Source organism: Myxococcus sp. AM011 (genome assembly GCF_013372595.1).
In the GTDB taxonomy this organism is placed as follows: Bacteria; Myxococcota; Myxococcia; order Myxococcales; family Myxococcaceae; genus Myxococcus; species Myxococcus eversor.
In genome coordinates this window covers 1-12,941 of record NZ_JABXEM010000123.1, presented here as the reverse complement: position 1 = coordinate 12,941, position 12,941 = coordinate 1, and the positions used below count along the sequence as shown (strand labels likewise).

At 68.5% G+C, this 12,941-nt stretch carries 15 protein-coding genes; 4 read left to right on the top strand and 11 right to left on the bottom strand.

Translation table 11 applies throughout. From position 1 onward, the window contains the following. Positions 1–5 precede the first annotated feature (5 nt). Complete coding sequence (locus HUW62_RS24650; protein WP_163868754.1) at positions 6–794, bottom strand: AraC family transcriptional regulator; 789 nt, start codon at positions 792–794, stop codon at positions 6–8. Between the two features lie 78 nt (positions 795–872). Here HUW62_RS24650 and HUW62_RS24645 point away from each other — a divergent pair, with 78 nt between their 5' ends. After that, complete coding sequence (locus HUW62_RS24645) at positions 873–1,364, top strand: DUF1772 domain-containing protein (RefSeq protein WP_176435787.1); 492 nt, start codon at positions 873–875, stop codon at positions 1,362–1,364. A gap of 134 nt (positions 1,365–1,498) precedes the next feature. Here the strand turns inward: HUW62_RS24645 and HUW62_RS24640 are convergent, their stop codons facing one another. Further along, on the bottom strand, positions 1,499–1,840 hold the full coding sequence (locus HUW62_RS24640; RefSeq protein WP_176435786.1) for a PadR family transcriptional regulator: 342 nt from the start codon (positions 1,838–1,840) through the stop codon (positions 1,499–1,501). A 175-nt stretch (positions 1,841–2,015) separates the two neighbouring features. Here HUW62_RS24640 and HUW62_RS24635 point away from each other — a divergent pair, with 175 nt between their 5' ends. Next, on the top strand, positions 2,016–2,426 hold the full coding sequence (locus HUW62_RS24635) for a VOC family protein (protein WP_163868757.1): 411 nt from the start codon (positions 2,016–2,018) through the stop codon (positions 2,424–2,426). 46 nt (positions 2,427–2,472) lie between these two features. On the opposite strand, the gene HUW62_RS24630 is transcribed toward HUW62_RS24635, so the two are convergent. The 6 genes from HUW62_RS24630 to HUW62_RS24605 all read right to left on the bottom strand — a co-directional run bounded on the left by HUW62_RS24630 (position 2,473) and on the right by HUW62_RS24605 (position 8,139). Next, entirely contained in the window at positions 2,473–4,092 is a 1,620-nt protein-coding gene (locus tag HUW62_RS24630) for a hybrid sensor histidine kinase/response regulator (protein ID WP_176435785.1), read from the bottom strand. After that, positions 4,089–5,558 (bottom strand): ATPase domain-containing protein, encoded by a 1,470-nt coding sequence (locus HUW62_RS24625; protein WP_176435784.1) that lies wholly within the window; start codon positions 5,556–5,558, stop codon positions 4,089–4,091. The genes HUW62_RS24630 and HUW62_RS24625 overlap by 4 nt, the downstream gene beginning before the upstream one ends. Then, entirely contained in the window at positions 5,555–5,950 is a 396-nt protein-coding gene (locus HUW62_RS24620) for a hypothetical protein (RefSeq protein ID WP_163868760.1), read from the bottom strand. The genes HUW62_RS24625 and HUW62_RS24620 overlap by 4 nt, the downstream gene beginning before the upstream one ends. Positions 5,951–6,053: 103 nt before the next feature. After that, complete coding sequence (locus HUW62_RS24615) at positions 6,054–6,275, bottom strand: helix-turn-helix domain-containing protein (protein ID WP_163868761.1); 222 nt, start codon at positions 6,273–6,275, stop codon at positions 6,054–6,056. Between the two features lie 122 nt (positions 6,276–6,397). Then, entirely contained in the window at positions 6,398–7,531 is a 1,134-nt protein-coding gene (locus HUW62_RS24610) for an FAD-dependent monooxygenase (protein WP_176435783.1), read from the bottom strand. After that, positions 7,528–8,139 (bottom strand): TetR/AcrR family transcriptional regulator, encoded by a 612-nt coding sequence (locus HUW62_RS24605; RefSeq protein WP_255203625.1) that lies wholly within the window; start codon positions 8,137–8,139, stop codon positions 7,528–7,530. Before HUW62_RS24605 ends, HUW62_RS24610 begins: the two co-directional genes overlap by 4 nt. A 265-nt stretch (positions 8,140–8,404) precedes the next feature. Here HUW62_RS24605 and HUW62_RS24600 point away from each other — a divergent pair, with 265 nt between their 5' ends. Further along, positions 8,405–9,454 (top strand): hypothetical protein, encoded by a 1,050-nt coding sequence (locus HUW62_RS24600; protein ID WP_163868764.1) that lies wholly within the window; start codon positions 8,405–8,407, stop codon positions 9,452–9,454. Between the two features lie 194 nt (positions 9,455–9,648). Next, entirely contained in the window at positions 9,649–10,665 is a 1,017-nt protein-coding gene (locus tag HUW62_RS24595; protein ID WP_368670474.1) for a peptidylprolyl isomerase, read from the top strand. Positions 10,666–10,687: 22 nt separating this feature from the next. On the opposite strand, the gene HUW62_RS24590 is transcribed toward HUW62_RS24595, so the two are convergent. From HUW62_RS24590 to HUW62_RS24580, 3 genes are all read right to left on the bottom strand, one after another. After that, the gene (locus HUW62_RS24590) at positions 10,688–11,056 is read right to left on the bottom strand and encodes a hypothetical protein (protein ID WP_240356836.1); all 369 of its coding nucleotides are present in this window, start codon (positions 11,054–11,056) and stop codon (positions 10,688–10,690) included. Positions 11,057–11,117: 61 nt separating this feature from the next. Then, positions 11,118–12,512, bottom strand: a complete 1,395-nt coding sequence (locus HUW62_RS24585) for a YgcG family protein (protein ID WP_176435781.1) — start codon at positions 12,510–12,512, stop codon at positions 11,118–11,120. Beyond that, on the bottom strand, positions 12,506–12,802 hold the full coding sequence (locus HUW62_RS24580) for a hypothetical protein (protein ID WP_176435780.1): 297 nt from the start codon (positions 12,800–12,802) through the stop codon (positions 12,506–12,508). The genes HUW62_RS24585 and HUW62_RS24580 overlap by 7 nt, the downstream gene beginning before the upstream one ends. Positions 12,803–12,941 lie beyond the last annotated feature (139 nt).

The following is a 12,941-nucleotide window of genomic DNA, read 5'->3' as shown; positions in this document are numbered from 1 at the left end:
GCGGCTCACCCTCCCCCTCGCCGGATGACCGCGGGAGTCAGCCCCGTGAGCCGGCGGAAGACGGTGGTGAAGTGGCTCTGTGAGCTGAAGCCAACCTCCAGCGCGATGTCGCCCAAGGAGCGGGACGTGCGGCTCAACAACTCACGCGCGCGCTCCACCCGCCGCTGCTGCACGAAGGCGTGCGGCGTCATCCCCATGGACTGACGAAAGGCCCGGGTGAAATAGAAGACGCTCAGCCCCGAGCGCTGGGCCAATTCCTCCACGCGAATCTTCCGGGCAAGGTGGGCCTCGATGAAGAGCTGCACGCGGTGGAGCGCGGCGGCGGAGAGACCGCCACGCCGTCGCGCCGCCCTCGAACCGCCTGGCGTCTGGAGCAGCTTCGCCAGCCTGGAGGCATGGCGGTCCTGGGCCTCCCGGGCCGCGGTCAGGAAGCTGGCGATGACCTTCAGGTCCGCATCCGACAGGGAGGACATCAACTGGAAGCCCTCCATGCGCAGCGGCCCCCAGAGGGTCTCAATCCACTCGCGCGCATGTCCCGTGAGCGCCAGCCGCCTGCCACCACCAGCGGCCTCTCGCCGGACATAGCCGGCGAGCTCCAGCCGGGCCACATCGGTGCCTCGCGCGACGGCGCTCAATGGCGTGGGACCTCCGAAGTGCAACTGCGCCAGGCACGCCAGCTCCGCGCGGCCGAGCGCGAGCACCTCCCCGACGGCCGCGTCGAACTCCGCGGAGGCATCCTGGAAGCGGACGATGTCGGTGCCAATCTGCTCGAGGAGGGAGTGTCGGGGGTCCATGGGGAACACCGCAGGATTCAGAAAAACAGCACAAGGGCGCGAAAGACGCTCGCGCGCCACGGGACGCATCCTGCCCGCATGATGAACCTGAAGCCGTCGGCGGCGGAAATCTTCCTGTGGCTCTTCGTGCTCAACCTGGGCGTCTCGTTCGGCGCGGGGCTCTACGAGCACCGCATCGTGCTTCCCAGATGGCTCGCCACCACGGACGCACACGGGTTCGCGGAGGCGGCGCGACAGGACGACGTGGGGCGGCGCTTCTGGGCCTTCGTCAGCACCGGGCCGCTGACGCTGCTCACCCTGGCGAGTCTCTACTTCGCCACGCGCGCCACGGGGCCGCTGCGCTTCTGGTGGCTTCTGGCCGCCCTGGTCGCGCTCGTGGACAGGCTCTTCACCTTCTCGTACTTCATCCCCACCATGGTGAAACTGATGCAGGCGCCCGACAACCCGTCGTCCGTGGAGAGCGCGCTGCTCTGGGCGCGGCTGAACCACCTGCGCCACCTCCTCGTCGCGGGTGCCTGGTTCGCCTCTCTACAGGCCTTGTCGTGGCTCCGGGTGAATCAAGGCCACTGACCGCCATCGGCATGAACGCGGGGATGGCGTCAGAACGCGACGCCGACCGCTATCTCCAATTGCCCGCGTCGCACCAGGGCGCGCAGCGCGTGATACCGGTCTTCAATCCAGCGCATGGGAAGGTGTCCTCACTCTCAAGCGCCCTGCGTCGCGGGCTGTGCGTGGAGCACCTTGGACACGGCCTGCGTCAGCCGCTCCCAGGAGGAGGACTCCTCCTTGAGCTGCCGCCGTCCCTCCGCCGTCAGCGTGTAGAACTTCGCGCGGCGGTTGTTCTCCGACACACCCCAGTCCGCCTTCACCCAACCCCGCCGCGTCATCCGGTGCAGCGCCGGGTACAGCGAGCCCTCCTCCACGCACAGCGCGTCATCCGTCGTGCGCTGGAGCCAGCCCGCCACCGCGTAGCCGTGCATGGGCCCGCCCGTGAGCGTCTTGAGGACCAGCATGTCCAGCGTCCCCTGCAGCAAGTCGACTTGCATCGGCTCCCCTAGAGTGTCTAGGGGACGGTACCGGCGACTCCCCTAGAACGGCAAGGGGAGCGGCGTCAGGGGGCCACGCCGGAAAAAATAAATCCCGTGTCGATCTCCCAAAAACCCGTTCGTCGTGAGGTTGAAGGCGACGTTCACCTGTTCCAACCTGCGAAGGAGACACACCATGGGCACCAAGATCTTCGTCAACCTCCCCGTCGAGTCACTCGAGCGCTCGGTCGGTTTCTTCACGAAGCTGGGCTACACGTTCAACCCCCAGTTCACCGACGCCAACGCGACGTGCATGGTCATCAACGAGCACATCTACGCGATGCTGTTGGTGAAGCCCTTCTTCAAGAGCTTCATCAAGAAGGAGATCTCCGATGCCACGAAGTCGACCGAGGTCATCATCGCGCTGACGGTGGACAGCCGCGCGGCCGTCGACGCGCTGATGGAGAAGGCGCTCGCTGCGGGCGCGAAGGAGTCCAAGGAGAAGATGGACCAGGGCTTCATGTACCAGCGCAGCTTCGAGGACCTGGACGGCCACCAGTGGGAGAGCTTCTGGATGGACCCCGCCGCCGTCGCGCCGCCGCAGTAGCCCGCATGCGGACTCGCCCCGAAGCGAGGAGTTTCGGGGCGGAAGGCTATTGCGAGAAGGTCTCGATGGCGCGCAGCAGCGACTCCGGCTGGACGGGCTTCGGCAGATAGCCCGACGCGCCACTCCGGGTCAGCTTCACGGCGGTGGCCGCATCCGAGGAGATGACCAGGAGCGGAATCGAGGAGAGCTCGGGGTCCCCGCGACAGGCGTCGTGGAACGCCTCGCCGTCCATGACGGGCATCCGGATGTCCAGGAGGATGAGACCGGGGCGCAGTCCGCGCTGAAGGTGCTCGAGCGCCTCCTGGCCATTCGACGCGGGCACCACCTGGTAGCCCCTGCCCTCCAGAATCTCCGCGATGCCGAGCCGCACCTCCTCCTCGTCCTCGACGACCATCACCAGCGTCGAACCGGCGCTCCCACGCACGGTGGATGCGAGCGCGGGTCCACGCTCCGCGTTCCGCGCGGGAGCCTCTTCACTCGCACGCTGACCCGTCACCGACCGGGGGAGCACCACCGTGAAGGTCGTCCCCTCCGCCACGGAGGAGCGCACGGCCACCGTGCCACCGTGGCTTCGAACAATCTGCTCGACGATGTAGAGCCCGAGTCCCAGGCCTCCGCCCACCGCGCGCTGCCGCGCGTGCTGTCCCTGCCTGAAGGGATTGAACAGCACCGGCACCAGGTCCTCGGGTATCGCGGCCCCCTGGTTGTGCACGGCGAGGACGACCTCGCCGCTGTCCGCCTGGAGGGTGACGCGGACGGGCGCTCGCTCCGCCCCATACTGCAGGGCGTTGTTGACGAGGTTGGTCGCCACCTGCGTGAGCCGGCCAGGGTCCCAATCCCCCAGGACCGCGTCCGCCTCCGCCACGAACTGAATCTCCCGGCCGGGATTGGACAGGCCCATGTCCTCGAGGGCCTCCTTGAGGTGCGCCAGCAGGTCGATGCGCTGCCGGGACACGGGCAGGTGCCTCGTCACGCGCGCATGCGTGACATCCAGGAGGTCGTTGATGATGCGATTGGCCCGCTCCGCGCTGCGGAGGGCCCGCTCGATGGTCTTCGCCCGCTTGGGGTCCTCCGTCTTGCGCAGGAGCTGGGAGGTCACGGTGGTGATGACCGTGAGCGGACTGCGCAGGTCGTGGCTGACGACGCCCACGAGGATCTGCTGGAAGTCATGGGCCGCGACGAGCTCCCGGGTCCGCTGCGCGTCCTCGTCGCGCAGCTTTATCATCGTCAGGTAGGCGCCGAGCTGCGCCGCGATGACCGAGAGCAGTCGAAGATGTTGCACGTCGTAGGCGATGTTCGCCGACGGCTCCATCCGCACCAGGCCGATGACTTCATCCAGCCCCATCAACGGCAAGGTCAGGTGCGGATGCTCATCGGACGAGCGTCCAATCTCGTCGGAGTGGGCGATGAGACGGAAGAGCCGGGTGAGGGTCGACAGCAGCGCGGTGCGCTCCGCGGCGGGCAGCTCGGGGACGACGAACAGCGTGTACGGAGTGCCCGCGAACGCCCTCAGGAGCGATACCCGCCGATAGGGGAGCAGTTCCCGCGTCAGCTCCAGCGTGCGTTGGACCCGCTCCTCGGCCCCGTCGGCCGATTCGAGCGTGCGCGCGATTTCGGAGAGGGTCCGCGCGATGCGACCCAGCTCGGCCTCGTACTCGGCGCTCATGGAGTATCCCTCGACTCCCGGGTGGGAAGGCCAGTCAGCACACCTCGCAGGTCCCTGAAGCGCCCTTCAATCACCTTCAAGCCGTCGGCCCCCACCGTCATCGAGCGAAGCTCGGAGTTGTGCTTGATGCCGCGGGCCTTGAGCACCGAGATGGCCCGCTCCAGCTTGTTGCCTATCTCCACGTAGCGCAGTTGGATGAGGTTGTCGGCGATGAAGGAGACGCCATGGCCGGAGATGGTGGCGGTGCCCAGCAGTTGCTCGGACTCGACGGTCATCAGGAGCGTGACGCCCGCTGCGCGCATGTGCTTGGCGATGGCGTAGACCATCTCCTTGTAGCGACGGTCCGAGGGCACTCCCAGGGACATGGTGGTCAGGCTGTCGAACACCGCGCGGGTGGCCCCCAGCTCGCGCACCTCCTTGCGAGCCTCATAGAGGAAGCGGTCCGTCGACAGCTCCACGGGTGACGTGTACCGGATGACCAGCTTGCCTTGCGCCTCGAACGAGGCCAGGTCCCATCCCACGCTGCGCGCAATCGAGCGGAGCTGGTCGGGGGACTCCTCCAGGGTGAAGAGGACGCCCTTCTCGCCCTTGCGGGCTCCCTCCAGGAGGAACTGGAGACTGAGCAGCGTCTTTCCGCTCCCCGTTCCACCCTGCACCACCGTCGCGCTTCCGCCCGGCAGCCCCCCTCCGAGCAGGTCATCCAGGCCCTCGACGCCCATGGTCGCGCGCACTCCCGCGTCCGCGCTGGCATGCACCTGGGTGTCCTCGGGGGTGCTCACGCGCGGGTAGAACGAGACGCCCGCCTTGCTGATGTCGAAGAAGTGCCGGCCCGACGTGTAGCCCGCGCCGCGCAGCTTGAGGACCTCCATCTCGCGCACCGAGGTGAGCTCCTGTCGCTCACTGCCCAGCCGGATGATGCCATCCGCCACCGCGAACTCGGCGAAGACGGGGAACTCGTCCCGGGTGTATTCGCCGGCGAGCAGCGTCGTCGCGCCCCAGCTCGCCGTCTGGACCGCGAGGTCATAGATGAAGGGACGCGCCCCGACGCCCTGGTGCTGGAGCAGTTCGCCAATGGCGCGGAAGCTGTCGATGGCCACGAAGTCCGGCTCATGCTTCTCGACGCGCGCCTCTATCTCCGCGAGCGTCCGCTCCGCCCCCTCGCGCACGCACCCGCCGAGGTCGACGAAGATGACCTGCTTGTCCAGCAGCTCGACGTCGAAGAAGTCGAACAACTGCATGTAGCGGATGACCTTGAGGGCCGGCTCGGAGAGCGTCGTGAAGTAGAGGCACTTCTTTCCCTGCCGCGCCGCGTGGAACAGCATCTGGAGCGTCAGCACCGTCTTCCCGGAGCCTGGCTCACCGGCGATGACCACCATGGAGCGGGCGGGAATCCCGCCTCCGAGAATCCGGTCCAGCGCCACATCACCCGTGGTCTCGAACTCGAGAGAGGTCTTCTTGGCAATCATGACGCATCCTCTGGAGGAAACAGACGGCAGCGCTCGACTTCGGGAATCCCGCGGAGCCTGCGGACGACCACTGGACCCGTCAGCTCCTGCAGGAGCGGTTGCAGCTCACGGGCGACGGCGCGCAGGCCGTCCAACGTTCCGATGGTGCCGTCCCGCCACTCGGGGGGAAGGATCAGGCGGTACTCGAAGCGCTCCCGGCTGACGGAGATGCCTTGGAGTTCGGGCGCGTTTTGCGCGGCGAGCTTCAGGCTGCGGCGGATGAGGGTCGCCGTGGCCGGGGTCCCCAGGAGGTCGACCAGCGACCCCCAGATGACCTCGAACAGCACCGCGGCCTCACAGCCGGGCGGCGGGACTGTCTCGGTCCCCTGAGGCCGCTCGTTCTTCACATTCACGCGCCATCCTTTGCGGGCCCGGACGAGCAGCCCCATGCCACAATCCGCTGTCTAGCTTCGGGGGCCTCGCCTCACTGCCACTCGGGTGACGTGAACGCGCGCGTCACGTCTCGCTCGACTGCCCGGCGGATGGAGCACCGCGGCGGCGCTCTTCGGCGAGGCGCTCGACGTCCCTCCGGCGCACCAGCCGACGACCACTCATGGTGCGCAGCGCGGGCAGGCGGCCCTTGTCGCAGAGCACGCGCACCGTGTCGGGCGAAAGACCCAGGACGTGCCCGGCTTCCGTCGGCGTCAAGAGTTCCTCGGGGTCGCGATTCGACGACAAGCTGCCTCCCGCTCACGGAGCGAAGATCCAGGTTCCTGGATGCCGGGAGGAGTTAGGCACTGAACGCCCATCCGGCAAGGGTGGGCGTGGATCTTCGTGGCCCCGAAGGGCCCCGCCACGACTCAGCCGACGGGCACGCCGGGCATGTCGCGAACGACCTTCTCCAGCTCCCCGCGGGCCACCGACTCCGGGGTCCACACCAGCGCCGCATCGCGTAAACGCCGTGCGAGGCCGCTCTCCCACTGGGCGACCTTGCCGAGTGTCCACGAGCGGTCGCGGATCCGCTCCGCGCGCGGACGACGGAGGTCTTCGTAGCGGGCCAGCGCCGCATCCGAGGGGCCCATCGTCGCCAGGAGCTGCGCGAGCGCGGCGGCGTCCTCGATGGCGAGCCCCGCCCCCTGCCCCAGGTTGGGCGTCACGGCATGCGCGGCGTCGCCCAGGAGGACGACTCGAGGCCTCCACCAACGCGGCGCGGAGCAATCCTCGATGTCGTTGTGCAGCACGCCGTCCATGTGCTCGAGCGCCGCCAGCGCGGAGCGGGCCGGGTCCGCGAACCCCGCATAGGTGGCCCGGAGGCCGGCGAGGTCCGTCCACGGTGGAGGCGCGCGACGCGGGGCGTTGAGCGTGAGGAAGACGTACGATTTCCCCTCCCCCAGCGGCACCACGCCCACGCGCCTGCCTCGGCCCCACATCTCCACCACGGCGTCCTCGAAGTGGCCGTCGACCACGAAGCGCCAGCACGTGTAGCCGGAGTAGCGCGAGGACACCTCGGTCCCACAGACCTGGCTCCTCACTGCGGAGCGGATGCCATCCGCGCCGACCACGACGTCGTAGCGGCCCGTCGTGCCGTCGGAGAACGCGACGTCCACGCCGTCAGCGCCGCGCTCCACGCTCGAGAGCGTCACACCGAGCCGGGGCGCGGGTGACGCGGCACGCAGGACGCGAAGCAGGCAGTCGCGGTGAATCGCCGTCGCCGGGAGCGGCAGGTCCGGCATCGCGTACGCCGTCTGTTGGAGGACGCGCCCTGAAGCATCGGTGATTCGGGCCAGGCCCACCGGGTGCCCGGCGGCGACGACGGCCTCGTGCAACGCAAGGCCCTTCATCACCGACATCACATTGGGGCCAAGCACGATGCCCGCGCCCTCATCACCATAGGCAGGCCGCCGTTCGATGATGTCGGCCTCCACGTCGCGACGCGCCAGGGCCGCGCCCAGCGCGAGCCCACCGATTCCACCGCCGACAATCAGGACCTTCATGACGACCTCCTGGAGCCCACTCCAACCAGCACCATGGCCAGCGTGCGGCGCAGGTCGTCTCGTGCTTCGTCCGCCGTCGAGTCCGTCAGCGGCGAGAGCATGCGGACGACGGCCGCGTAATAGACGGAGAAGGCGAGCCCCGCCGCCAGCTCGCCCTCCACCTCCGCGCGCAGCTCTCCCTTCACCTTCGCCTCGTCGACAATCCGCGCCAACGCGCCGAGCAGCCGCGCCAGCGCGGGACGGTGCAGCGCCTCCGCGGCGCCCGTGAGCCAGGGCAGCTCCTTCACCACCGCGCGGGCCAGCTCCGGCTGCGAGGCGTAGTGCTCCAGGAGCGGCGAGAACAGGTGCATGCACCGGTCCACGAACACCCCCTCCGGCAAGGAGGACACGGCCTCCTCCACGAGCGGCATCGCCTCCGAGCGCCACAGCTCGTGAAGGAGCGCGTCCTTCGTCTCGCCGTACACCAGCACCGTGCCCGTCGCGACGCCCGCCTCCTCGGCGATGGCCCGCACCGTCGTGCCCGCATAGCCGCGCTCCACGAACAGCCGCTTCGCCGCCGCGCGGATCCGCTCCCACTTCTCGCTCTTCGCTCGCTCGCGCAGGGACATATTGAACACGTTCAAAATTGAACGCGTTCATAGCGACGACGCACCCCGACGTCAATTTCGACGGGTTAATTCCGGGATTAACGGACTCACCCGGGTAGGCTCCGACCTCATTCGCTCCTTTTAAATCTCAATGATTTCAATGGCTTGCCGCGCAGACCACGCCCTCTTCGCTTTATCCGAGAGGACGACATGCCCGAAGCAACTCGCGCCGGGTGATCGCGATAATCCAGGCAAGTTCCATCCCGATTTATTCGTGAGGCCCCCCATGGGTTTCGACATCCGCAAGACGCTCAACACCGCCCGCGCCACCGTTCAGAAGACCGTTCAGGACGTCCAGAAGACGGTTCAGGAGAACAAGGAGCTCATCAAGGGCGGCACGGCGATCGCGACCCAGAGCGCGAAGGCCTTCGGCTTCGGCAAGGACGCCTTCCAGCAGATCAAGAACATCAAGCAGGGCGCGGAGGGCCTGCTGACGGGCAAGAACCTCGACTTCGTCAGCAACCCCACCTACGCCAAGGGCGAGTTCAAGGGCCTGACCAAGCTGGGCGCGGGCATGAAGTCCTTCGCGCGCTACGCGGGCATCCCCGGCGCGGTCATGGCCGGCGCCACGGCGGTCAAGGACATCCGCCAGGCCATCCGCACCGGTAGCAAGGACGACATCATCTCCGCCACGCGGTCCACCCTCGACGCGGCCAAGTCCGGCATCACCGCGGCGACGGGCGGCATCCTCGGCGGCAAGGTGATGGGCGGCGTGCTCGGCGGCACCGTCTTCAAGGACAAGCTGGAGGCCGGCAAGAAGGCGGTCGACGCGTTCAAGAAGACGCTCCCCAACGCCAGCGACGACGTGCTCAAGGCCGTCAAGAACGTCGCCACCAAGGGCGTCTTCGAGGGCGCCACGGCGAAGGCCATCACCAAGGGCGCCAAGGAAGCCGCGCTCGACGTGGCGAAGAAGACGGGCGGCACCATCGCCCAGAACATCATGGGCACCGGCACGCGCCAGGCCGCCAAGGCCGCGCTGACCAAGGTGGGCACGGAGGTCGGCGAGGCCGCCCTGAAGCAGGGCGCGAAGGCCGCTGGCACCACCGCCGCCAAGGCGCTGGGCCGCTTCGCTCCGGGCGTCAACGTGGCCATCGCGGCCATCGACGTGGCCAACGCGGGCGCGACGCTGATGGACAAGAACGCGAGCACGGGCAAGAAGGTGACGTCGGTCATCACCGCCGTGGGCTCCATCGCCGCGGCCACCAACATCCCGATTGTCAGCCAGGTCGGCGCCGCCATCTCCACGGTGTCCAGCATCGTGGGCGCCTTCTTCTAAACAGCGACCCCTCCCATCGGGGTTTGTCAGAGCGGCTCGGCTGGACTATGCCCTGGTCCATGCCGAGCCGTCGCTTTTCCCCCCATTGGCGCGGGCGCTGGCACGCCTATCTCCCGGGAGCATTCGTGAGCAGCAAGCAAGGGACTCGAGGATCAGGTCGGGGCGTTGAGCGCCTTCTCAAGATGAGCCCGGTGGTGAGCACGGTCTCCGAGGAAGCCCTCAAGGTCCCCAATGTGGAGGCCCCCTCGCTGGAGGGAATCTCCGTGCTCGTCCCCACCCCGGACGACCTGACGGAAGAGGAGCTCCTGCGCGCCTTCCACGAGAAGCGCCGGGAGCTGGCCACCACGCGCGAGCGTCAACCGGGTGAGGCGCTGGAGCTGGGCGACGACGTGCAGCTCAACATCGTGGGCTACTGCGATGGGCATCTCATCCCCTTCTCCGCGCGCTTCGGCATGAAGACGGAGCTGGCGCCCATTGAAGCGCTGCCCGGGTTCTGCGAGGCCATCGCGGAGGGTGGGAAGGTGGGCGAGTCCATGCAGGTCGCCCTGGAGCTGCCGGACCTCTATCCGGTGGAGTCGCTGCGGGGGAAGCCCGCGCGCTTCCTCGTGGACATCATCGGCGCCGACCAGGTGACGATGTTGCCGGAGACCAGCGCCGAGTTCCTCGAGAAGCTCGGGATGGGCGGCACCCTGGACGAGGTGATGCTCCGCCTGCGTGACGAGTTGGAGGACGAGGGCGCGGCGGAGCTCTGGGTGCAGGCCCGGGACATGGTGCTGGACGAGGTGGCCCGGCGTGCGCCGGTGGAGCTGCCTCCCGCGCTGGTGGACGAGGAGCTGCGCCGCCGCTGGGTCCAGGCCGAGGGACAGGCGATGGTCGCGTACCAGTTCGACGTCGATGAGCAGCGCGAGGCGCTCCAGGGCTGGCTCACGGACCCCACCACGCGCGCGGACGCGGAGCGCCGGCTGCACATCGGAATCGCGCTGAAGGCCGTCACCGAGGCGGAGAAACTTCAGCTCACGCCGGAGAAGCTCGAGAAGCTCATCCGCGACCACACGGCGCCCTTCGGGCTCACGGCGGAGGACACCCACGCAGCCCTGCGCGAGTCGCCGGAGACGACGAAGCGGCTGACCGAACTCGCCTGGTACCTGCTCGCCGTGGAGCACGTCATGAACAAGGCGCAGGTCACCTTCGAGGGCGCGGAGCAGGGCTGAGGCGCCTCGCGCGAGCGAGTCCTCAGCTCTCGCTGAACCACAGGCCCACGCCGCCCAGCAGGCCCAGGCCCAGGAACAGCGCGGCGAGCCCCCACGTCTGGCGGCGCGACCACCGGAGCGATTCGCCATACCGGTGGCCGCACACCAGGATGAGCAGGGCCAACCCCAGGCAGATGGATGCGGGCCCCAGGGCCACCAGCACCTTGCGGGGCGTGCCGCTCACGTCCATCAATGCCAGCAGCAACAGCGGCCAGAAGCCGATGACGAGCAGACCGAGCACGAGCCCCAGGCCCCACCGGCCCTCGGGCGAGTCCAGCTCCATGAAGTCCAGGAACTTCATCCACCCGGAGCGGTGCTGCTCTCGACGACGTCGGGGTTCAGTGGGTTGCACGCGTGGGGACTCCTGGGACCTCTTCTAGTGCAGCGCGATGCCTATTTGAAGAAGGCGGCGACTACCAGGAGCTGCTCGCCCCGCCACCGCCCGAAGAGCCACCTCCGCCACTCCAGGAAGAGGACGAGGAGGAAGAGGATGACGACGAGGACGAAGAGCTGCTGCTGAACGAGGAGAACGAAGAAGAAGACGACGAGGACGAAGACGAAGAACCCGAAGAAGAGAACAGGGAGGAGAAGAAGGCCCAGAGGAACGAGGGCCGGCTGCTCCCGCTGACCGGGCGAGACGGTTCCGCGCCCTGGAACTGCTGTCGCCTTCCCGAGCCGGCGCGTCGCTTCCCCTTCTTGTATCGCTTCTTCTGGGTGGGACGTTGGTTCCCGCTGGAGGAGGCGGGACGAGGTCCCGAGGAGACGCGGGCCGCCCGACGGAAGTGCGGCTCCAGCCCTTCGAGGATGCCCTGGAGCATGTGCGTGCCGACGAGCAGCGGGGTCGCCGCGAAAATCAACATGATGGATCCAAACCCCAGCAACACCGGCAGGTCGGTGTGAGGGTATTTCTCGGACTCGTTGAGGATGACGAGGCTGATGGGCGCGAGCAGCAGCGAGACGCCCCATGGCCATGCGCCCCACAGCCACTGATGCCACCCGCAGGACACCAGGGCCAGCATCACCACACACCCGAGCATCACTCCCAGGGGTGAGAGCCCCTGGGCCGCCGCGAGCGCGCCCGCGAGGCCCATGCCGCCCCCCGCGAACATCGCTCCGCGAGAGACGACGCTTCGGTCCTCGGGGCTCAGGGCCGTCCATCCAGGCCGCACTCCCGCCTCCTTCCACCCGAGCAGGATGGAGCCGAGCTTCGCGCGGGCCAGCAGTCCGCCCAACACGAGATTCAAGACGAGCATCCCGTAGACGAGCGGGCGGGCATCAGCGGGCTCGGATTCATGCGCGTGGTCATGGGCCTGCTCGGAGTGCGCCCCCGCGACGGGCGACAGCGGCTCCGCCTCCGAGACCTGCTCCCGCACCCCCGCGACGATGGCCAGCAGCGCATCCGCGAGCCGCCCTTCACGCATGAGCGGCCCCTGCGCATCCAACAGGGCCCGCGCCTCGCCATCCGTCAGGCGCGTCTCCACGCCGTAGCCCACCTCCAGGCGCATCCGCCGGTCATCGCGCGCCACGACGAGCAGGACGCCGTTGTCCTGGCCCGCCTCACCGCCCTTCCACGTCTGGAAGACCCGCGCCGCGAAGTCCTCGATGGGCTGGCCCTCCGTCGTGAGCACGAGCAGGACGGCGAGCTGCACCTGCTGCTCGGAGCGCAACGCCACCAGGGACTCGGCGACAGCCTCCTTCTCCTGGGCGCTCAACATCCCGTGCGCGTCCGTCACGGGCCGCTCGATGGTCGGCGAGGAGCCCAGCAGCACGGCGGGCAGCAACAGCGTCAGCAGGGCGGCCTTCACCATGTGGAGATCTCCGACGACAGAGGCAGTGCGGACGGCAGGCCGCTCAGGCGCCCCACCCAACCGGAAGGAAAGGACGCGGCGGAGGCGTTGTAGCCCGCGGCGCGCTCGTCATACCTGCGCTGCTCCAGGGACACGCGGTTGTCCGCGCCGGACAGCTCCGCGTCGCGCTCAGGTCCGGGAGTGAGGGAATCCTGCCGCGCGCGCAGCACCTCGCGACGCTCCAGGACGTTGCGCACCTGGGCCCGTTGCCGCGCCACCTCCGACAGCGAGGACGTGAGGCCATTGCGCACCACGAGCCCCGACACGGCCCTGCTGCGCGACGGCATCCCAGGCTGGCTCCTGGAGACGCTGGACGCACCGCTGGGCTGCGCGAAAGCGGCGGACCTGGCGCAGCTCGACGCGGAGGTGGGACGCATCCACCTGGGCGGC

Coding starts and splice junctions, on each gene's coding strand:
- HUW62_RS24630 (WP_176435785.1), bottom strand. CDS start 4,092: ATGAGCGCCGAGTACGAGGCCGAGCTGGGTCGCATCGCGCGGACCCTC.
- HUW62_RS24645 (WP_176435787.1), top strand. CDS start 873: ATGATGAACCTGAAGCCGTCGGCGGCGGAAATCTTCCTGTGGCTCTTC.
- HUW62_RS24650 (WP_163868754.1), bottom strand. CDS start 794: ATGGACCCCCGACACTCCCTCCTCGAGCAGATTGGCACCGACATCGTC.
- HUW62_RS24640 (WP_176435786.1), bottom strand. CDS start 1,840: ATGCAAGTCGACTTGCTGCAGGGGACGCTGGACATGCTGGTCCTCAAG.
- HUW62_RS24605 (WP_255203625.1), bottom strand. CDS start 8,139: ATGTCCCTGCGCGAGCGAGCGAAGAGCGAGAAGTGGGAGCGGATCCGC.
- HUW62_RS24625 (WP_176435784.1), bottom strand. CDS start 5,558: ATGATTGCCAAGAAGACCTCTCTCGAGTTCGAGACCACGGGTGATGTG.
- HUW62_RS24600 (WP_163868764.1), top strand. CDS start 8,405: ATGGGTTTCGACATCCGCAAGACGCTCAACACCGCCCGCGCCACCGTT.
- HUW62_RS24610 (WP_176435783.1), bottom strand. CDS start 7,531: ATGAAGGTCCTGATTGTCGGCGGTGGAATCGGTGGGCTCGCGCTGGGC.
- HUW62_RS24635 (WP_163868757.1), top strand. CDS start 2,016: ATGGGCACCAAGATCTTCGTCAACCTCCCCGTCGAGTCACTCGAGCGC.
- HUW62_RS24585 (WP_176435781.1), bottom strand. CDS start 12,512: ATGGTGAAGGCCGCCCTGCTGACGCTGTTGCTGCCCGCCGTGCTGCTG.